The 16,629-nt window shown below is 62.9% G+C and carries 19 protein-coding genes and 1 tRNA gene; 13 read left to right on the top strand and 7 right to left on the bottom strand.

Going from position 1 to position 16,629, the window contains the following annotated elements; all coding sequences use genetic code 11:
• The 4 genes from rsmI to NKJ84_RS31255 all read left to right on the top strand — a co-directional run.
• Positions 1 to 629 (top strand): 16S rRNA (cytidine(1402)-2'-O)-methyltransferase (rsmI, locus tag NKJ84_RS31240; protein WP_352509710.1); only part of this gene is annotated, 629 nt, incomplete at its 5' end.
• Positions 622 to 999 carry a YraN family protein gene (locus tag NKJ84_RS31245; protein WP_352509712.1) on the top strand — a complete coding sequence of 126 codons (378 nt, stop codon included), beginning with the start codon at positions 622 to 624 and terminating at the stop codon, positions 997 to 999. The genes rsmI and NKJ84_RS31245, both read left to right, overlap by 8 nt.
• A gap of 192 nt (positions 1,000 to 1,191) precedes the next feature.
• Complete coding sequence (locus NKJ84_RS31250; RefSeq protein WP_352509713.1) at positions 1,192 to 2,163, top strand: complex I NDUFA9 subunit family protein; 972 nt, start codon at positions 1,192 to 1,194, stop codon at positions 2,161 to 2,163.
• 83 nt (positions 2,164 to 2,246) lie between these two features.
• Entirely contained in the window at positions 2,247 to 2,483 is a 237-nt protein-coding gene (locus NKJ84_RS31255) for a metallothionein (RefSeq protein WP_254817997.1), read from the top strand.
• Positions 2,484 to 2,621: 138 nt separating this feature from the next.
• Here the strand turns inward: NKJ84_RS31255 and NKJ84_RS31260 are convergent, their stop codons facing one another.
• The gene (locus tag NKJ84_RS31260; protein WP_352509714.1) at positions 2,622 to 3,227 is read right to left on the bottom strand and encodes an NAD(P)/FAD-dependent oxidoreductase; all 606 of its coding nucleotides are present in this window, start codon (positions 3,225 to 3,227) and stop codon (positions 2,622 to 2,624) included.
• Positions 3,228 to 3,322: 95 nt separating this feature from the next.
• On the bottom strand, positions 3,323 to 4,129 hold the full coding sequence (locus tag NKJ84_RS31265; RefSeq protein ID WP_352509715.1) for an undecaprenyl-diphosphate phosphatase: 807 nt from the start codon (positions 4,127 to 4,129) through the stop codon (positions 3,323 to 3,325).
• 161 nt (positions 4,130 to 4,290) lie between these two features.
• Here NKJ84_RS31265 and NKJ84_RS31270 point away from each other — a divergent pair, with 161 nt between their 5' ends.
• The 9 genes from NKJ84_RS31270 to NKJ84_RS31310 all read left to right on the top strand — a co-directional run bounded on the left by NKJ84_RS31270 (position 4,291) and on the right by NKJ84_RS31310 (position 12,986).
• Positions 4,291 to 4,983, top strand: coding sequence for a glutathione S-transferase family protein (locus NKJ84_RS31270; RefSeq protein ID WP_352509716.1), 693 nt, complete (start codon positions 4,291 to 4,293; stop codon positions 4,981 to 4,983).
• On the top strand, positions 4,964 to 6,124 hold the full coding sequence (gene queG / locus NKJ84_RS31275; RefSeq protein ID WP_352509717.1) for a tRNA epoxyqueuosine(34) reductase QueG: 1,161 nt from the start codon (positions 4,964 to 4,966) through the stop codon (positions 6,122 to 6,124). Before NKJ84_RS31270 ends, queG begins: the two co-directional genes overlap by 20 nt.
• Positions 6,121 to 7,029 (top strand): SDR family oxidoreductase, encoded by a 909-nt coding sequence (locus NKJ84_RS31280; protein WP_352509718.1) that lies wholly within the window; start codon positions 6,121 to 6,123, stop codon positions 7,027 to 7,029. The genes queG and NKJ84_RS31280 overlap by 4 nt, the downstream gene beginning before the upstream one ends.
• Before the next feature lie 65 nt (positions 7,030 to 7,094).
• The gene (gene mepA / locus NKJ84_RS31285) at positions 7,095 to 8,180 is read left to right on the top strand and encodes a penicillin-insensitive murein endopeptidase (protein ID WP_352509731.1); all 1,086 of its coding nucleotides are present in this window, start codon (positions 7,095 to 7,097) and stop codon (positions 8,178 to 8,180) included.
• Between the two features lie 121 nt (positions 8,181 to 8,301).
• Positions 8,302 to 9,327: a glucokinase gene (locus NKJ84_RS31290; protein ID WP_352509719.1), complete on the top strand. Its 1,026-nt coding sequence runs from the start codon at positions 8,302 to 8,304 to the stop codon at positions 9,325 to 9,327.
• A 119-nt stretch (positions 9,328 to 9,446) separates the two neighbouring features.
• Complete coding sequence (locus tag NKJ84_RS31295; RefSeq protein ID WP_352509721.1) at positions 9,447 to 11,306, top strand: ABC transporter ATP-binding protein; 1,860 nt, start codon at positions 9,447 to 9,449, stop codon at positions 11,304 to 11,306.
• 20 nt (positions 11,307 to 11,326) lie between these two features.
• A complete protein-coding gene (gene dapB / locus NKJ84_RS31300) occupies positions 11,327 to 12,151 on the top strand; it encodes a 4-hydroxy-tetrahydrodipicolinate reductase (RefSeq protein ID WP_352477091.1) in 825 nt (274 codons plus the stop codon).
• A 56-nt stretch (positions 12,152 to 12,207) separates the two neighbouring features.
• Positions 12,208 to 12,828, top strand: a complete 621-nt coding sequence (locus NKJ84_RS31305) for a 2,3-bisphosphoglycerate-dependent phosphoglycerate mutase (protein ID WP_352509722.1) — start codon at positions 12,208 to 12,210, stop codon at positions 12,826 to 12,828.
• A gap of 73 nt (positions 12,829 to 12,901) precedes the next feature.
• Positions 12,902 to 12,986, top strand: a tRNA-Leu gene (locus NKJ84_RS31310).
• A 135-nt stretch (positions 12,987 to 13,121) separates the two neighbouring features.
• Here the strand turns inward: NKJ84_RS31310 and NKJ84_RS31315 are convergent.
• The 5 genes from NKJ84_RS31315 to NKJ84_RS31335 form a co-directional block, all read right to left on the bottom strand.
• Entirely contained in the window at positions 13,122 to 14,297 is a 1,176-nt protein-coding gene (locus NKJ84_RS31315) for a hypothetical protein (protein ID WP_352509724.1), read from the bottom strand.
• Positions 14,298 to 14,750: 453 nt separating this feature from the next.
• Positions 14,751 to 15,158 carry a lysozyme inhibitor LprI family protein gene (locus NKJ84_RS31320; RefSeq protein WP_352509726.1) on the bottom strand — a complete coding sequence of 136 codons (408 nt, stop codon included), beginning with the start codon at positions 15,156 to 15,158 and terminating at the stop codon, positions 14,751 to 14,753.
• The gene (locus NKJ84_RS31325; RefSeq protein WP_352509727.1) at positions 15,155 to 15,391 is read right to left on the bottom strand and encodes a hypothetical protein; all 237 of its coding nucleotides are present in this window, start codon (positions 15,389 to 15,391) and stop codon (positions 15,155 to 15,157) included. Before NKJ84_RS31325 ends, NKJ84_RS31320 begins: the two co-directional genes overlap by 4 nt.
• Positions 15,388 to 15,753 carry a hypothetical protein gene (locus NKJ84_RS31330; protein ID WP_352509728.1) on the bottom strand — a complete coding sequence of 122 codons (366 nt, stop codon included), beginning with the start codon at positions 15,751 to 15,753 and terminating at the stop codon, positions 15,388 to 15,390. Before NKJ84_RS31330 ends, NKJ84_RS31325 begins: the two co-directional genes overlap by 4 nt.
• Positions 15,754 to 15,855: 102 nt before the next feature.
• On the bottom strand, positions 15,856 to 16,245 hold the full coding sequence (locus NKJ84_RS31335) for a hypothetical protein (protein ID WP_352509730.1): 390 nt from the start codon (positions 16,243 to 16,245) through the stop codon (positions 15,856 to 15,858).
• Between the last annotated feature and the right edge of the window lie 384 nt (positions 16,246 to 16,629).

The following is a 16,629-nucleotide window of genomic DNA, read 5'->3' on the forward strand; positions in this document are numbered from 1 at the left end:
CGCTGATCTCGGAGGCCGGCACGCCGCTCATCTCCGACCCCGGCTACCGGCTGGTCGGTGAGGCGCTGGAACGCGGCATTCGTGTCGTGCCGATCCCCGGCCCGTCAGCAGCACTTGCCGCTTTGACGGCATCCGGCCTGCCCTCGGACGCGTTTCTGTTTGCCGGCTTCCTGCCGGTGAAGACCGGGCAGCGGCTGACGCGGCTGGAAGCGCTGAAGGCGGTGCCGGCAACGTTGATCTTCTTCGAATCGCCGCGCCGGCTGGCCGAGACGCTCAGTGCCATGGTCGAGGTGCTGGGCGGTGCCCGCAAGGCGGCGATCGGCCGCGAGCTGACCAAGACTTTCGAGGAGATGCGGACCGGCACCCTGCAATCGCTCGCCGGCCATTATGCGGGAGCCGATACGCCCAAGGGTGAAATCGTCATCTGCGTCGGCCCGGCCGATGCGGTCGCTGATGAGCCAGAAGACATCGACCGGCTGCTGCTTTCGCTCGCCGCCGAAATGCCGGCCTCCAAGGCAGCGGCGGAAGCCGCCAAGATGACGGGTGGCCAGAAGCAGACGCTCTATCGTCGGCTGCTCGACCTCAAGAATGCTGGAAGAGACGGGGCCGGCGGAGACGGCGATGGCTGAACGGCCAAGCGCCAGCCGGCAAAAGGCCTACCGGCGCGGCTATCACGGCGAATGGCTGGCGGCGGCGGCGCTGATGCTGAAAGGCTACCGAATTCTTGCCCGCCGCCACCGCACCAGGTTCGGCGAGATCGACCTGATCGCGCGGCGTGGCGATCTGGTGCTGATCGTCGAGGTCAAGGCGCGCCGCACGCTGATGGAGGCAATGGAAGCCGTCGGTCGCGAATCGGAGCACCGCATCGAAGGCGCCGCCGATTTCTGGCTGTCGCGCCAATCCGACTACGGAAAATTATCGGTGCGCTTCGACATGGTGGCGGTGCTGCCGTGGCGTTGGCCGGTGCATGTCGAGAATGTGTTTTACGGGCGAAACTAGGCCATTCTCGAAGTGGGGCCGTTTTGCTGCGCCTGCGGTTCAGATCATGGTTTGCCGATCTGTCAAGCATCCGCCCAGCGCTGACCGGAACAAAAGCGTTCCTGCGTTGTTCCTCAATCGTCCTGATGTTCGACGGGCTGGTTCAAATGCCGGCCAGGGCAGTCCTCGTGACAGCTAGGCGAGGACAAAGGGATGGCGAGGCAAATGGATCCCGACGATCTCAACCCGGAACGGATCGTCACCGTGTTCGGCGGAACTGGCTTTCTCGGGCGCAGGATCGTGAAGCGACTCCTCGAAAGAGGTTTCACGGTGCGCGCCGCATCTCGCCATCCGGCTCGCGTGGCCCTGGTCTTCTCCTCGATTACGAGGATGCCCGAAGCAGTCGAGGCGGATATAACGGATGCGTCCTCGATCGGGTCGGCCATTACCGGATCGCGGGCGGTCGTGAATGCCGTCAGTCTTTACGTCGAGCAGGGCGTCCAGACCTTTGAACGCGTGCATGTAAAGGCCGCGGTCGATCTCGCTGCCGCGTCGCGCGACCGCGCGATCGACCAGTTCGTCCAGATTTCGGGGATCGGCTCCGATCCTCAATCGGATTCGAATTACATAAGGGCGCGTGGGCGCGGAGAAGGTGCCGTGGAAAGCGCATTTCCCGGCGCTTTCATTGTGCGTCCCGCCGTCATGACAGGACCTGACGACGCTTTCCTGACAACCATTGTGAGGCTGATACGCCTCCTGCCGGTCTATCCGCTGTTCGGCGATGGAGGCACACGGCTTCAGCCGGTCCATGTGGCAGACGTCGCAGAAGCAGTGAGCCGGCTGATCGACGGGCGAACCCACAAGGGTTCATCCATATTCGAATTCGGTGGCCCGCGCATCTACACCTATAAGGAACTGCTTCGGGAGATCGCCCGACAGCTCGGTACGCACGTCCAGCTGATGCCGGTGCCGTTTGCGGTATGGAACGCCTTGGCTGGCGTCGCGGAACTCCTCCCGGCTGCCCCCATAACGCGCAACCAGGTCGATCTCATGCGTCAGGACAATGTGGCAGCAATCGACGTGCCTGGCCTGAAGGAACTCGACATCGAGCCGCGGGGTATCGACGAGGTGATCCGTGCGATCGAACAGCGTCGTGGCACAGGCTCGCGGTCGTCTCCGCCTTAGGACGACCCCCTGATCCTGGCGGGAACCTATCGCCGCGCGACAGGTTGGTCGAGCTTGAAGCCAGTGAAAGAAGGAAAAGAACTATGGCCAGATGCGATCAATGCGGGAATGACTACGATAAGGCTTTCAACGTGACGATGGCCGACGAGACCTACACATTCGACAGCTTCGAATGCGCGGTCCAGAAACTTGCTCCGACGTGTCCGCATTGCGGATGCCGGATCATCGGACATGGCGTCGAACAGGATGACATCATCTACTGCTGCGCACATTGCGCCGCGGAAGAAGGCGCGAGCGCGCTGACCGATCGTGCGCCTTGACGCACCTCCTTTTGGCGTCTCCAGGTCGACCATTCCGAACGGCTGTGCCGGCTCGGTCCGCTAGGCAGCGTACGTCGTCTTGATCGCGCCAGAGCTGTCATGTTCTTGCACGTTCAAGAACCGCGTTCGACGGCTCGTTTAGACGCCGTTCCGTGGCAAGTCGGCTCGCGCTTGGACAAGTCGCTCCACGACGGCGGCCGCCTCCTCTGGAATGGCCGGTATGGTGCCCGACTTCCGCGTCGATCCGAAATCGAGGCCGGCGAAAAACAGACCTGGAACAGCGCCGACGCCATCCTCGTGGACGGGCTGGCCGGCTGCATCGAGCGCGCCGGGAAGCCGAACCCATGAGAAATCGCCGGTGAAGCCCGTGCACCAGATCACTGATCTGATGCCGCTCGCCGTCCAGTCGAGGGAGCGGATCGGAGGATCGGGCAAGCGCGGTTCAATCGTCTCGGCCGGATCATCCTCGGCCAGTTGCGCATCGAGGCCGGCGCGCTCGATGTACTCGTCAACCAGGCGCTTCGCGCCCCAGGGCTCGGGGCCGTCGTAGGAATCACCGGGTAAGATGGAGCGAATGGTCGGCGAGTTCAGTCGAAACGAGTTCCATCGCTGCGTTCGCCACGTTTCGCCAATCCGGCCTCGATCGAGTACACGGTGGTCGCGGGCCCGCCGTTTCAAGAAGTAGCTGACGCCGAGTCCCGCCGGACCGGCGCCAATAACGAGGGCGTCAAGAACTTCGCTCACGCATTCCCCCTGCCAACCATACGTCCACAAGATCGTATGGCTCGGCTTCAGGCAAGAATAGAGTTCCGGCTGGGATTTGCGCTATCCGCGCCGGCTCACCCCCAGATTGCCAGCCCCGTCAGCCCGACGATGCCGATGACCAGCCGCCACCAGCCGAACAGCGCGTAGCCATGGCGCGAGACGTAGTCGAGCAGGAAGCGCACGACGATTAGCGCGGTGACGAAGGCGGCAACGAAGCCGACCGCGATGATGGGCAAGTCGGCGCTGCTTAGTACATTGCGGTTCTTGAACAGGTCGAAGGCGAAGGCGCCGACCATCGTCGGGATGGCAAGGAAGAAAGAGAATTCCGCCGCCGCCCGCTTGTCGACGCCGAGCAGCAGCGCGCCGACGATGGTCGAGCCCGAGCGCGACGTGCCGGGGATTAGCGACAAGCACTGGAACAGCCCGATCTGCAGATAAAGCCTGGTCGGAAACCGCTCGACATCGTGGTAATACGGCTTCGGCGTCACGCGATCGACCAGCAGCAGGATGACACCGCCGATGATCAGCATGATGCAGATCAGCCGCGGCGATTCGAACAGCACCGTCTTGATGAAGTCATGCGCCAGTGCGCCGATAATGGCCGCCGGCAGGAATGCGATGAGAATGCCAAGGACGAAATGCCGCGTCAGCCGATCGTAGGGCAGCTCGAGCAGCATCTTCCAGAGACGGCGGAAATAGACGCTGAGGATCGCCAATATGGCGCCGAGCTGGATCAGGATCTCGAAGGCTTTGCCGGTCGAATGAAAGCCGAGAAAATGGCCGGCGAGCAGGATATGACCGGTCGAAGACACCGGAATAAACTCGGTCAGGCCCTCGAGCATGCCGAGCAGCAGCGCTTCGACTACGGTTTGGCTTTCCATGGCAACCTCGGCGTTGGAGGGCGGGCTTGAGAAAACGGTTTGCTTGTCACGGCGCGGAACTCCCCCTATAGGTCGCAGCACCCTGACAGCCCCTGAATCGGGCGGCCAAGACTTACCGGCGCAGCCGGCGATTTGCCAGTGCGCTCTATTATCGCGGGACCATGCTGACGCTTTTCCACCATCCGATGTTCGCCAGCTGCCGCTTCGTCCGCCTCGCCTTTGGCGAGTATGCCGAGGAACTGGCGCTGATCGAAGAAAAGCCGTGGACGCGGCGCAAGGAGTTCCTGGCACTGAACCGGGCCGGCACGCTGCCGATCCTGCTTGCCGAGGGCGACGTGCCGATCGTCGGCGCGATGGTCATCGCCGAATATCTCGACGAGACGCGCGGCGTACTCAAGCGCGACAAGCGGCTGTTCGCCGAGGATCCGATGGAGCGCGCCGAAATCCGCCGGCTGACCGACTGGTACCTCAACAAGGCGGAAAGCGAGGTTACCCGGCATCTGGTGCGCGAGCGCGTCCTGAAGCCGGTCATGCCGGAAACGGCAGGCGGCGGGTCGCCCGATTCGGCGGCGATCCGCGCCGCCCGCGCCAATATCCGCCAGCACATGAAATACACCAACTGGCTGGCCGGCACCCGTCATTGGCTGGCCGGCAACAAGGTCACCTATGCCGATCTTGCGGCGGCGGCGGCACTGTCGGTGCTCGACTATCTCGGCGAGATCGACTGGCGCGAACACAGCGCCGCGCGCGAATGGTATACAAGGGTGAAATCACGGCCTTCGTTCCGGCCGCTTCTGTCCGACCGGGTGCGCGGCCTGTCGCCGGTGTCACATTATGCGGATCTCGATTTCTGATACGGCAAAGCTGCGCGCGCTCATCGACCGCGAGGCGCGGAACGCCGGCTTCGACGCCGTTGCCGTCACCACGCCCGATGCGATCCCGCAGGCGCCGGAACGGCTGGCCGAGTTCGTTGCCGACGGCTTTCACGGCTCGATGGGCTGGATTGCCGAAACGCTCGAGCGGCGAGGCAAACCGACGACGCTTTGGCCAGAGGTCCGCTCGATCGTCGTGCTGGCGATGAATTACGGCCCCGACCACGACCCACGCGAGGTGCTGGCGAAGCGCGACCGCGGCGCGATCTCGGCCTATGCGCAGAACCGCGACTATCATGACGTGATGAAAGGCCGGCTGAAGGAGATCGCCGGCAAGATCGTGGCGCGCGCCGGCGGTGACGTGAAAGTGTTTGTCGACACCGCACCGGTGATGGAAAAGCCGCTGGCCGAGGCGGCCGGCCTCGGCTGGCAAGGCAAGCACACCAACCTGGTTAGCCGCGCGCATGGCTCCTGGCTGTTCCTCGGCACCATCTTCACGACGGCCGAGCTGGTGCCGGACGCGCCTGAGGACGATCATTGCGGCTCCTGCCGGGCCTGCCTCGACGCCTGCCCGACCGATGCCTTTCCGGCGCCTTACCGGCTCGATGCGCGGCGCTGCATTTCATACCTCACCATCGAGAACAAAGGACCGATCCCGCATGAGTTCCGGGAAAAGATCGGCAATCGCATCTATGGCTGCGACGACTGCCTGGCCGCCTGCCCGTGGAACAAGTTCGCCCAAGCCGCTTCGGAGGCAAAGCTTGCCGCCCGCGCGGACTTGCGCGAACCGCCGATCGCCGAGCTGCTGCGTCTCGACGACACTGCCTTCCGAACGCTCTTTTCGGGCTCGCCGATCAAGCGCATCGGCCGCGACCGTTTTATCCGCAACGTGCTGATAGCGGCCGGCAATTCCCAGGACTCGTCGCTGGCCGGCGCCGTTCGCGCGCTGCTCGACGACGCCTCGCCCCTGGTTCGCGGAGCCGCGGTATGGGCGCTGTCGCGGCTGGTGCCGGGTCGGGAGTTTGCCGAACGTGCCGCAGCCGCGTTGCAGGCAGAAGATAACGAGGCGGTGAGAGGCGAATGGCTTCTGCCCCTGCCAAAGCCGATCGAGGCGCATACATGACAAAAAAGCAGATTTTCGTCTTCGGCGCCGGTTATTCAGGCAAGGCCTTCGCCCGCGCCAACAGGGATGCCGACACAACGATCTTCGGTACAACACGGTCGCTGGAAAAATTCCCGGCGCTGCGGCAAGCCGGTATCGTGCCGCTGCGATTCGATGGCAGGCTGACCTCCGAAATCGGCGATGCCCTTGGGAAGACAACCCATCTCGTCGTCTCGGTCGCGCCGGACGAGGCCGGCGACCCGGTGCTGGGCGCGGCCCGCGAGGAGATCGCGGCCAACATGCCGGAGCTCGAATGGATCGCCTATCTCTCCACCGTCGGCGTCTATGGCGACCATGGCGGCAATTGGGTGGACGAGGCCGCCGAATGCCGGCCAGTATCGAAGCGATCAGCGATGAGGGTTGCCGCCGAGCAGGATTGGGTGAAACTGGGCCACGACGTCGGCCGACCGGTGGCGATCCTGCGACTTTCCGGCATTTATGGGCCAGGCCGCAACGCCTTGGTCAATCTGGAAAACGGCACCGCCCGGCGGTTGGTCAAGCCGGGCCAGGTGTTCAACCGCATCCATTGCGACGACATTGCCGGCACGCTCTGGCATCTAGCTGAAGGCAATCGCGGCGGCATCTTCAACATCACCGACGACCTGCCGGCGCCGCCGCAGGACGTCGTCGCCTATGCCGCCCAATTGATGGGCATCGAGCCGCCGCCCGAAATTCCGTTCGAGACCGCCCAACTTTCGCCCATGGCGCGGTCTTTCTATGGCGAGAACAAGCGTGTCGCCAACGCGGCGATCAAGGCGGCCGGTTATGGCTTTCGCTTTCCCGACTATCGCTCGGCGCTCGATGCCATGTGGGCGAGCGGCGACTGGCGCGACGGTGAGGCGCGCAGCCCGATGAAACGGTCCTGATCGATACGTTGCGCGGGCTATGGTATGATGCGGTTCAAATCGCGGAGGGGTCCAGCTTGGGGAAAATGTTGAAGCGAGCCTTGCCCGGCAAAACGCTGCCGCTGACGGCAGCACTGGCCGTCGCCAGCTTGGCGGCGCTTGCAACGCAGCCAGGGAGCGCCGAGCAACGGGCAAAGGACCTGTTCGGCGCCAAAAAACTGCCGGCACTCGCAGCAGCGCAATCGATCGGCTTCTATTCCAAAGGCTGTTTTTCCGGCGGCGTCGCCCTGCCCCTGGACGGCCGGCACTGGGAGGTGATGCGACCGTCGCGCAACCGCCGCTGGGGCCATCCGGCAATGATCGCGCTGGTCGAGAAGCTGTCGCGCGATGCCGCTGCCGACGGCTGGCCGGGCCTGTTGATCGGCGACATCTCGCAACCGCGCGGCGGTCCGATGCTGACCGGCCATGCCTCGCACCAGATCGGCCTCGACGCCGACATCTGGCTGACGCCGATGCCCGACCGCAAGCTCTCGGCCGAAGAGCGCGAAAACATCAGCGCTACCTTGATGGTCGACGAAAAGACCCATCTGGTGAAGGACGGGCTGTGGACGCCGATGCATACGCGGCTGTTGAGGCGCGCCGCGAGCTATCCCGAAGTCGAGCGCATCCTGGTCAATCCCGGGATCAAGAAGAAGCTCTGCGACACGGTCAAAGGCGACCGTAGCTGGTTGCGCAAGGTCAGGCCGTTCTGGGGCCACGACTACCACTTCCACATTCGCATCAGCTGCCAGCCTGGGTCACCCGACTGCAAGGCGCAGGAAGCGACGGCGCCGGGCGATGGCTGCGACCAGGCACTGGCCTGGTGGTTCACCGAGGAGCCGTGGCGCCCCAACAAGAACCCGGACAAGCCGAAGGCACGCGACGTGATGACGATGGCGAACCTGCCCAGGCAATGCCAGTTCGTGCTCGACGCGCCGGCTCCGCCCTCGGCGGAAGCAGTCACCTACTATGGCGACGGCGTGCCGGTTGCGGCCGCACCTGCTCCTGCGGCAGAGCCTTCGCTGCCGCCGACGCTCGCAGCCGGCGCGGCAGCGCTTCCGGCCTCGGCGAACGCCTTTATGGCGACGCCCGAGTTCGGCATTCCGCTGCCGCGGCCACGACCGGGGCACTGATGCGGGCAGCGTGTTCGCTGTCTGCATCCGTGCATCTCCACTTCGAAAACCGATTTCCCTTTTTGCGGTCATGCGCTAGTCAACGAGAGAACGGCGATACGCGTCGGGAACGGACGAGAGCATGCCAGGCGTAAGCGACGACGACACTCTGTTGCGATTTCCGATCCTGATCGGCGACATAGGCGGCACCAATGCGCGCTTCTCGATCGTACTTGACGCGAATTCCGAGGCCGGCGAGCCGACCATCGTCCAAACCGCCAACTTCAATACGATCGACGAGGCGATCCAGTCGGCCGTGCTCGACCGCTCGTCGGTCCGGCCGAATTCAGCTGTGCTGGCGGTGGCCGGCCCTGTCGAGAGCGACGAGATCCCCCTCACCAATTGCCCATGGATCGTCAAGCCGAGACAGATGTTCGCCAGTCTCGGTCTCGGCGACGTCGTGGTGCTCAACGACTTCGAGGCGCAGGCGTTGGCTGTCGTCGCGCTCGGCGAAGAGCACATGGAAAAGATCGGCGGCGACGAGCCGGAACCGAATTCCGGGCGGGTGGTGCTCGGCCCGGGAACCGGGCTCGGCGTCGCCGGGCTGGTTTATGCGCTGCATCACTGGATACCGGTGCCCGGCGAGGGCGGCCATATGGATATCGGGCCGCGCTCGCCGCGTGATTTCGAGGTGTTTCCGCATATCGAGAAGCTCGAAGGTCGCATCTCCGGCGAACAGATCCTGTCAGGACGCGGCCTGGTAAACGCCTACCGGGCGGTGGCCAAAGCGGACGGCAAGCCGTCGCCCTTCACCACGCCTGCCGAGATCACCGCCGCGGCGCTGGCAAGGAACGATCCGGTGGCCGAAGAGGCGCTGTCGATCTTCGTCACCTGCCTGGGGCGCACCGCCGGCGACCTCGCTCTGGTGTTCATGAGCCGCGGCGGTGTTTTCCTCACCGGCGGCATCGCGCAAAAAATCCTGCCGGCGCTGCGGACCGGCAGTTTCCGCGCTGCCTTCGAGGACAAGGCGCCGCATAGCGCCCTGATGCGCAGCATGCCGGTCTACGTCATCACCCATCCGCTGGCGGCGCTTTTAGGGCTGGCCGCCTATGCCAGAAATCCGTCGCTGTTCGGCGTGCAGACGGCGGGGCGACGCTGGCGGATTTAGGACACAAGCTGCGCCGCGACGAAGTTTCGCCGTCCCCGGCCATAGGCAAGCCGCCATTGGGGCGTTAAGAGGTTGCCGAATTGCAGCCCGGCCGAACCGAAACCACAAAGCGCTCAAACGTGACACTTCCAGCACCAACCAAAGGGAAAGTCCGTCCCAGCGAGATCGTGGCTGTTATCCGCCGCATCATCGCCGAGAACAGCCGCGATTATCGCTGGTACTATGCTCTTGCCGTGCTGTGCCTGGTGACGATCGCGGCGACGACCGCCTTCACAGCGTGGATCATGAAGGATGTCATCGATCAGATCTTCTACCAACGGCGCGGCGATCTTATCGCGCTGATCAGCGTGTCGATCCTGGCCGCCTTCATGCTGCGCGGGCTGGCCAGCTACGGCCAGGCAGTGACGCTGGCCAAAATCGGCAACAATCTGGTAGCGCGCTATCAACGCCGCATCTTCGACCACCTGATGAAGCTCGGCGTCGGCTTCTTCAACGACACCCGCTCGGGCCGGCTCGCCGCGCAGATCAACGAGAACGTCAACGGCATCCGCGATCTCCTGTCGATGACGCTGACATCGCTGGCGCGCGATGCGGTATCGCTTGTCGCGCTGGTCGGCGTCATGATCTGGCAGGACCCGATGCTCTCCGCGATGTCGCTGCTGATCGGCCCGCCTTTGATCTACAGTGTCACCTATCTGATGCGCCGGGTGCGTCGCATCACCCGTGAATCGGTGCAGATCAACTCGCGGCTGATCGGCGCCATGCAGGAAGCAACGCAAGGCATCGCCATCGTCAAGGCCTTCACCCTGGAAGAAGAGCTGTCGCGCCGCATCGGCGGCCTCGTCGCCGGCGCCGAGCAGCGGGCAAACAAGATCGCCCGCGTCTCGGAACGGCTGACGCCGATCTCCGAAATGCTGGCCGGCTTCGCCGTAGCCGGCGTCATCGCCTATTCCGGCTACCGGGCGACCGTCGGCGGCCAGCCGCCGGGCGCGGTGTTTGCCTTCATCACCGCCCTGCTGCTTGCCTATGACCCCGCCAGGCGGCTGGCGCGCATGCAGGTCGGCATGGAAAAGTCGCTGGTCAATGCGCGCATGATCTACGAGCTTCTCGACCTCGAGCCGCAGCAGGGTGACGTGCCGGGAGCCGCCGAGGCGAAATTCACCTCTGGCGAAGTGCGCTTCAACAACGTGTCCTTTCGCTATGTCGAAGAAGCGCCGGTCCTGCAGGATTTGAGCTTTGTCGCCGCCGCCGGCAAGGTGACCGCCATCGTCGGCGCCTCGGGCGCCGGAAAGACGACGCTAGTTGCGCTGCTGCAGCGCTTCTACGACGTCGAGTCGGGCAGCATCGAAATCGACGGTCAGGACATTTCAAAGGTCACCAAGCATTCGCTGCGCGGCTCGATCGCTTATGTTTCGCAGCAGCCCTATCTGTTCGAAGGCACCATCCGCGACAACATCCGCTACGGACGTCTGAGCGCCACCGACGCCGAGATTGAACGCGCCGCGCAACAGGCCGCGGCCGACGATTTCATCCGCCAGCAGCCGCAAGGCTACGACACACCGGTCGGCGAGAACGGCGTGACGCTGTCGGGCGGCCAGCGCCAGCGTGTATCAATTGCACGCGCCATCGTTCGGCAGGCGCCGATTCTGCTGCTCGATGAAGCCACCTCGGCGCTCGACAACGAGGCCGAGGCCCGCGTCCAGGAAGCGCTGACCCATGTCATGGAAGGGCGCACCACCATCGTCATCGCGCACCGGCTGTCGACGGTGGTCAATGCCGACCATATTATCGTGCTGGAGCAGGGCCGGCTGGTCGAACAGGGCACGCATGCCTCGTTGATGGCCGACCCGCACAGCGTCTATGCGCGGTTCCACCGGGTGCAGGGCAGGAAAGGGCTGGGGCTTGTCGATGACGCCAAGCCAATCCAGACTGCGGCGCAAAATGGTCACGCGAAACAGGCGGCCGGGAGACATTCATGAGCGACACACCGACCGTCAACATCAATGAAACGGGGGAAATGGGCCTGGTGGTGGTGGGCGCGGCCGGCCGCATGGGCCAGGCGCTGATCCGCGCCATCCACACGATACCGGGTGCCCGCGTCGCCGGCGCCATCGAGCGGGCCGGCTCACCCCATATCGGCAAGGATGCCGGCGAGCTGGCCGGCGTCGGCAGGCTCGAGGTGGCAATCGGCGACGATCCGCTGCCGGCCTTCGCCAAGGCCGACGGCGTGCTCGATTTCACCACGCCGGCGGCGACCGTCGAATTCGCCGGCTACGCCGCGCAAGCGCGCATCGCCCATATCATCGGCACCACCGGCTGCTCGGCCGAAGACAATGCCAGGATCGCGGCCGCGGCGCGCCACGCGACGATCGTCAAGTCAGGCAATATGAGCCTCGGCGTCAATCTGCTGGCGGTGCTGGTTGAGCAGGCGGCGCGCGCGCTCGATGCCGACGATTTCGACATCGAGATCCTGGAAATGCACCACCGGCACAAGGTCGATGCGCCATCGGGCACGGCGCTGCTGCTCGGCGAAGCCGCCGCTGCCGGGCGCGGCGTAGCACTTGCCGGCAATGATGTTCGCGTCCGCGACGGCCATACCGGCGTGCGCAAGAGCGGCTCGATCGGATTCGCCAGCCTGCGCGGCGGCTCGGTGGTCGGCGACCACAGTGTGGTGCTGGCCGGTACCGGCGAGCGCATCACGCTTGCCCACCACGCCGAAGACCGGGCGATCTTTGCCCGTGGCGCGGTCAAGGCAGCCCTGTGGGCGCGCGGCCGCAAGCCGGGCCTCTATTCGATGCGGGACGTGCTCGGCCTGACAAGCTGATACAGACTTGGCTGATCCACAGATTTGGCTGATTCACAAAATTTGAAGGAGCAAATATGTCGAGAACTCTCGTGCTCGTGCGCCACGGCCAGAGCGAATGGAACCTGAAGAACCTTTTTACCGGCTGGCGCGACGTCGACCTGACCGAACTGGGTCATGCCGAGGCCAAGGCGGCGGGCGCCAAGCTCAGGGCGCGCGGCATGAAATTCGACATCGCCTTCACGTCGTCGCTGATCCGGGCGCAGAAGACCTGCCAGCATATTCTCGACGCCGTTGGCCAGAGCGAGCTCGAGACCATCCGCGACCAGGCGCTGAACGAGCGCGACTATGGCGATCTCTCTGGCCTCAACAAGGATAATGCGCGCAAGAAATGGGGCGAGGAGCAGGTGCATATATGGCGCCGCTCCTACGACGTGGCGCCGCCCGGCGGTGAAAGCCTGAAAGACACCGGCGCGCGCGTCTGGCCCTATTACCTGCACGATCTGCAGCCGCATGTGCTGCGCGGCGGCACGGTGCTGGTGGCGGCACACGGCAATTCGCTGCGCGCGCTGATCATGGCGCTGGACGGCAAATCGGGCGAGGAGATCGTCAAGCTCGAGCTCGGCACCGGCGTGCCGGTCATCTATACGCTCAACGCCGATTCGACGGTGGCATCGAAGGAAGTGCTGGAGCATTGAGGCGGAGAAGGCACGCGGCATTCAAAAAAGCGCGTTGACACTCATCCCTCGCCCGCTTAATGAGCGCGCACCAGCCCAGATGGCGGAATTGGTAGACGCGCACGGTTCAGGTCCGTGTTCCGCAAGGAGTGGAGGTTCGAGTCCTCTTCTGGGCACCAAATTCCCGTTTCGGACCGTTTGATATGGTTCGGAGACTTCAAGAAAAAGCCCGGTTTTGCCGGGCTTTTTTGTTGTTTCATGGCCTTTTGGGGTCCGGCCGGGTGAAGTGCTGCCCTTGCTGTTAAACGTGCCGGTTAGCGACAACAGACATTGCGGACGTAAGTGTTGCCATAAGTAACGTAGGCGTCGTCGGGGATCGCCCCGTTTTCCTTCATCGCCTTAGCTAGGTCCTTAGCGGCATCCTGGGCATAGGTGCCGCGTAACGTAATGGCGAACCACCCGTTGGTGGCGAGGTAGGCGACAAGCGGGATTGATGCCGATCGCACATAGGCCTCCGTCTCGGCGAGATTGTCGAAGCTCTTGACCTGGATATGACGCTGTCCGAAGGGGCCGCTCTCATACTGGTCGACGTAGACCCAGGTGTCATGCATGTAGCCGACCTGACCGCCTGCACGGACACGGTACCATCGCTCGACATTACCCAAGATCACGACTGCGCTGCCGTTTCGCACATTTGCGAGCGTGGCGGATTTTACCTCTGGGAGGGCCTTTAAAGGCGCCGCGCCCTGGGAGCGGAGAATACGGCCCGAGCGGGCTTGAGGAATAACGAGTGAAGGATTCGTGGAAGCAGGTGGCAAAGAGGCGACAGGCGGTTGTAACGGCGCTTGCTGGGACGATGGCGTCGAGGATGGTGCCTGGTTTGCGACCTGCGGCCAGCTTGCTTCGGGTTCCAAGGTAACGACCTTGTACTTAGCCATCTCGCTCCTAGAAAGATAACGTATGTCGTCACTGTCATATTGCAGCGAAAGCTGAAGCAGAGCGGGATCCACGCCCATTTCGATCATGTAGGTGATGATGTCGGCGGTCATTTGCTGGATGCCGGAAACGGCGTCCTTGCTGTTTACGGGAATGTCGCCACTGAATGAGGATCTATGGACGCCGATGGAACCCGGCTCGGCAAAGCGCACAACGCCACCAAGGAACGCCAGGGAACAGGCCGAAGCACACTCGACAGCCCTGAATTGAGCCGTGCTAAGGCGCAGCCTACGAATAAGGCGGCCAAGCTCCATAGCCTTCTGGATATTGCCGCCGGGGGACTGGAAGGTGACAGCGACTGATGCATTGGACCGTGCCAGTGCCTCGAAAACCGATAGGTCGTCCTGATACGAGAAATCACCCGACACGAGGATATACTGAAATCCGGAGTCGGTCTGCCCGGCTTGAAACTGCAAACCGGCATGCGCCACCGGAGCGCCCAGCAGCATCGATGCAAAACACAACAAGACACGAACGAAAGAGATGCGAGACATGGCCCATAATACCCCCAAAGTAGCCTAGCTTCGGCGGACGACACTGTCGAATCCTCGTTGCAGATTTGGTGAGAGCAACTTGAAGTTTTGCCTTTGTCGCGACCACTAGTAAGGCGCGCCGCCATCACGCCAGCCAATCCGCCTGGTGCCTTGCCGAAACGGGCCTCGGCGTCGGGCTCGAAAACGTAAGGGATTGAAGAAATCGTCGGCACAGTACCGCAGCGTCTTGCTCAGAGAGGCGCCATTTCCTGACTGTCACTGGTCTCCGGTTATGCCTATCCGTCCGGGTTAGGTAGCGATCTGTCGTTGCGGTAGCGCACAGTGGACCGTCGATGAAATCGCCGTTGAGCCAATTGTCCGCACTGCCCTGGCGCGCCTCGCATCCTTTCATGCCCGGTGGCGACGCCACGCTCGCCGCCGGCGTCATCGTGATCAGATCAGCTGTGGCGTGTGTCAGTTCGCGGCCGGAACAGGGCAGCTCATGTCGCCCTCCTGGCAGTTCAGATAGCCTTCGAAATCTTTGGCACGGGATTGCGTAAGGCCGTCCATGCACTGCGCGATGAGCATTGGCATCATGCTTCCTCCGGCCGCTCCCGCGGTCTGGAAACTGCACTCCGCGTCGCGAAACTTGCCCCAATCCCGCTGTGCCTGAACAAGAAGCTTCTTGGTATCCGCATCGTTCTTCAGGCGGGCTTCGATCTGCTTGTAAAGCTCGTTGAGCTTCTTGTCGGATTTCTGAAACTCGGCACCGAAGCACTGGTTCATGGTGGCCTGATCCTTGGCATCGGCGCACTTGTCCTCGGCGAAGGCGAAAGTCGGCATGGCCGGAACCACGGCAGCAATCAGTATTGCGGTTTTCATCGATTTCCCTTTCCGGTTGCAGTCAAGCTCTTAAGTTGCTCAGCCCCGCCCCATGTCCTCTTCAGCTGTCCGTCATTGCCACGGTCAGCCGTGCCCATGGCGTGATTATCTGGTTTTCGTTGGATCAGCTTTGTCACCTTCGGAGACCGTGACACGACTTCCATCACGCCGGAATAGTTGTTCTCCTCATGCGCCAACGGCGTCGGCGGCAAATCTCCACCGATCACCATCATTCCGTAACTTGCTCGGCAAAACACTTTGCCAGATCTTGCGGCGCTCCGAGCTTCTTCGCCCAGGATACCAGTTCAGGTTTTTCCGACGGCTCGGCATAGCCGCCCCAGACGTCGCGGAACTGCTTTTTTCCATCGACTGTCTGGAAGAACATCACACCGTCGTCGCTCACGGGCGTGGAGACGTAAGCGGCGCTCCAGTTGCCGTTCTCCATGATCGTGATGAACTTCACCCGAGCGGGCTTGACCTTGTTGTTCAACGCCGAGGCGACGAGCGTGGCATATTCCTGCTTGCGCGCCTTCGTCGCTTCGACCTTTATGCCGTCGCAGGCGTTACCCGCAGCGAAAGCGGAGATCAGCGTCATTCCCAGCCCCGCGAGGCCGACCATAACGATTTTGAAATGTCGCCGGACCAGGCCGCTGAATTCAGGCATAATTGGCTTCCTCCTTTTTCGCCCCGGAGTCCCTTATTCGGAATCGTCATCGTTCGATGAACTGTCATCGTCCGGTGTATCGACCTCGCAGCCGATACCGCGGCAGCCTTGGTAGTTGCCTTGCGTATCGAAGTTGGGATTGCCTTCTTTGTCGTACTGCGGTCTGTCGTCGATGCTTTGATCCCCGTCATCAGGATCATCGACTTTACATCCGAGCCCATGGCAGCCGATGTAGCGGCCCCGCGTATCGAAGTTGGGATTGCCGTTCCTGTCGAACTGCGGCCGGTCATCAATCTTTCGGCCGGCTTTGTGGGGCGGATCAACCAGGCAGCCCTTTCCGCGACAATCATCGTAATCGTCGGTGGTACAACCGGCGATCGCCATCACAGCAGTGGCCAAGGCCGCACAGATTACGAATTTCATGGTTCATTCCTCCGACTGGCTGGCGGACATCGTCGATGTCGGAAGGCCGTTGCAGGCGGCGATCCCCGCCTTTGCCGCGGAGTCTGGCGCCAATCGGAGGAGGGCAAAGCTTCGCCGGCCATCGAACGAGAGCCAGGCTGTGGGCGACGCATTCGACGACTTAGCCGATGGTTGTCGTAATCTCTAACGTCGGAGGGAACGCTCCCGGCGGGGGCCGCCGCATTAGGGAATGTCAATATTCCTCTCCATGCTTAGTGCCCCGTCCGCCCAAGCATGTTTCAACAATCGGACACCTCGAAAAACCTGGCAATCGAGACCGCATTTTGATTCACTTCGCCTGGTGATTTGCACGGAGGCGTTGGATGCGAGGCCAGGCTGGATTCT

The organism is Mesorhizobium sp. M0048 (assembly GCF_040323405.1).
Taxonomy (GTDB): domain Bacteria; phylum Pseudomonadota; class Alphaproteobacteria; order Rhizobiales; family Rhizobiaceae; genus Mesorhizobium.

Excerpts from the sequence above, each read along its gene's own strand:
- NKJ84_RS31245 (WP_352509712.1), top strand. The coding sequence starts at position 622 with ATGGCTGAACGGCCAAGCGCCAGCCGGCAAAAGGCCTACCGGCGCGGC.
- NKJ84_RS31250 (WP_352509713.1), top strand. The coding sequence starts at position 1,192 with ATGGCGAGGCAAATGGATCCCGACGATCTCAACCCGGAACGGATCGTC.
- NKJ84_RS31255 (WP_254817997.1), top strand. The coding sequence starts at position 2,247 with ATGGCCAGATGCGATCAATGCGGGAATGACTACGATAAGGCTTTCAAC.
- NKJ84_RS31265 (WP_352509715.1), bottom strand. The coding sequence starts at position 4,129 with ATGGAAAGCCAAACCGTAGTCGAAGCGCTGCTGCTCGGCATGCTCGAG.
- NKJ84_RS31270 (WP_352509716.1), top strand. The coding sequence starts at position 4,291 with ATGCTGACGCTTTTCCACCATCCGATGTTCGCCAGCTGCCGCTTCGTC.
- queG (WP_352509717.1), top strand. The coding sequence starts at position 4,964 with ATGCGGATCTCGATTTCTGATACGGCAAAGCTGCGCGCGCTCATCGAC.
- NKJ84_RS31280 (WP_352509718.1), top strand. The coding sequence starts at position 6,121 with ATGACAAAAAAGCAGATTTTCGTCTTCGGCGCCGGTTATTCAGGCAAG.
- mepA (WP_352509731.1), top strand. The coding sequence starts at position 7,095 with ATGTTGAAGCGAGCCTTGCCCGGCAAAACGCTGCCGCTGACGGCAGCA.
- NKJ84_RS31290 (WP_352509719.1), top strand. The coding sequence starts at position 8,302 with ATGCCAGGCGTAAGCGACGACGACACTCTGTTGCGATTTCCGATCCTG.
- NKJ84_RS31305 (WP_352509722.1), top strand. The coding sequence starts at position 12,208 with ATGTCGAGAACTCTCGTGCTCGTGCGCCACGGCCAGAGCGAATGGAAC.
- NKJ84_RS31315 (WP_352509724.1), bottom strand. The coding sequence starts at position 14,297 with ATGTCTCGCATCTCTTTCGTTCGTGTCTTGTTGTGTTTTGCATCGATG.
- NKJ84_RS31320 (WP_352509726.1), bottom strand. The coding sequence starts at position 15,158 with ATGAAAACCGCAATACTGATTGCTGCCGTGGTTCCGGCCATGCCGACT.
- NKJ84_RS31325 (WP_352509727.1), bottom strand. The coding sequence starts at position 15,391 with ATGATGGTGATCGGTGGAGATTTGCCGCCGACGCCGTTGGCGCATGAG.
- NKJ84_RS31330 (WP_352509728.1), bottom strand. The coding sequence starts at position 15,753 with ATGACGCTGATCTCCGCTTTCGCTGCGGGTAACGCCTGCGACGGCATA.
- NKJ84_RS31335 (WP_352509730.1), bottom strand. The coding sequence starts at position 16,245 with ATGAAATTCGTAATCTGTGCGGCCTTGGCCACTGCTGTGATGGCGATC.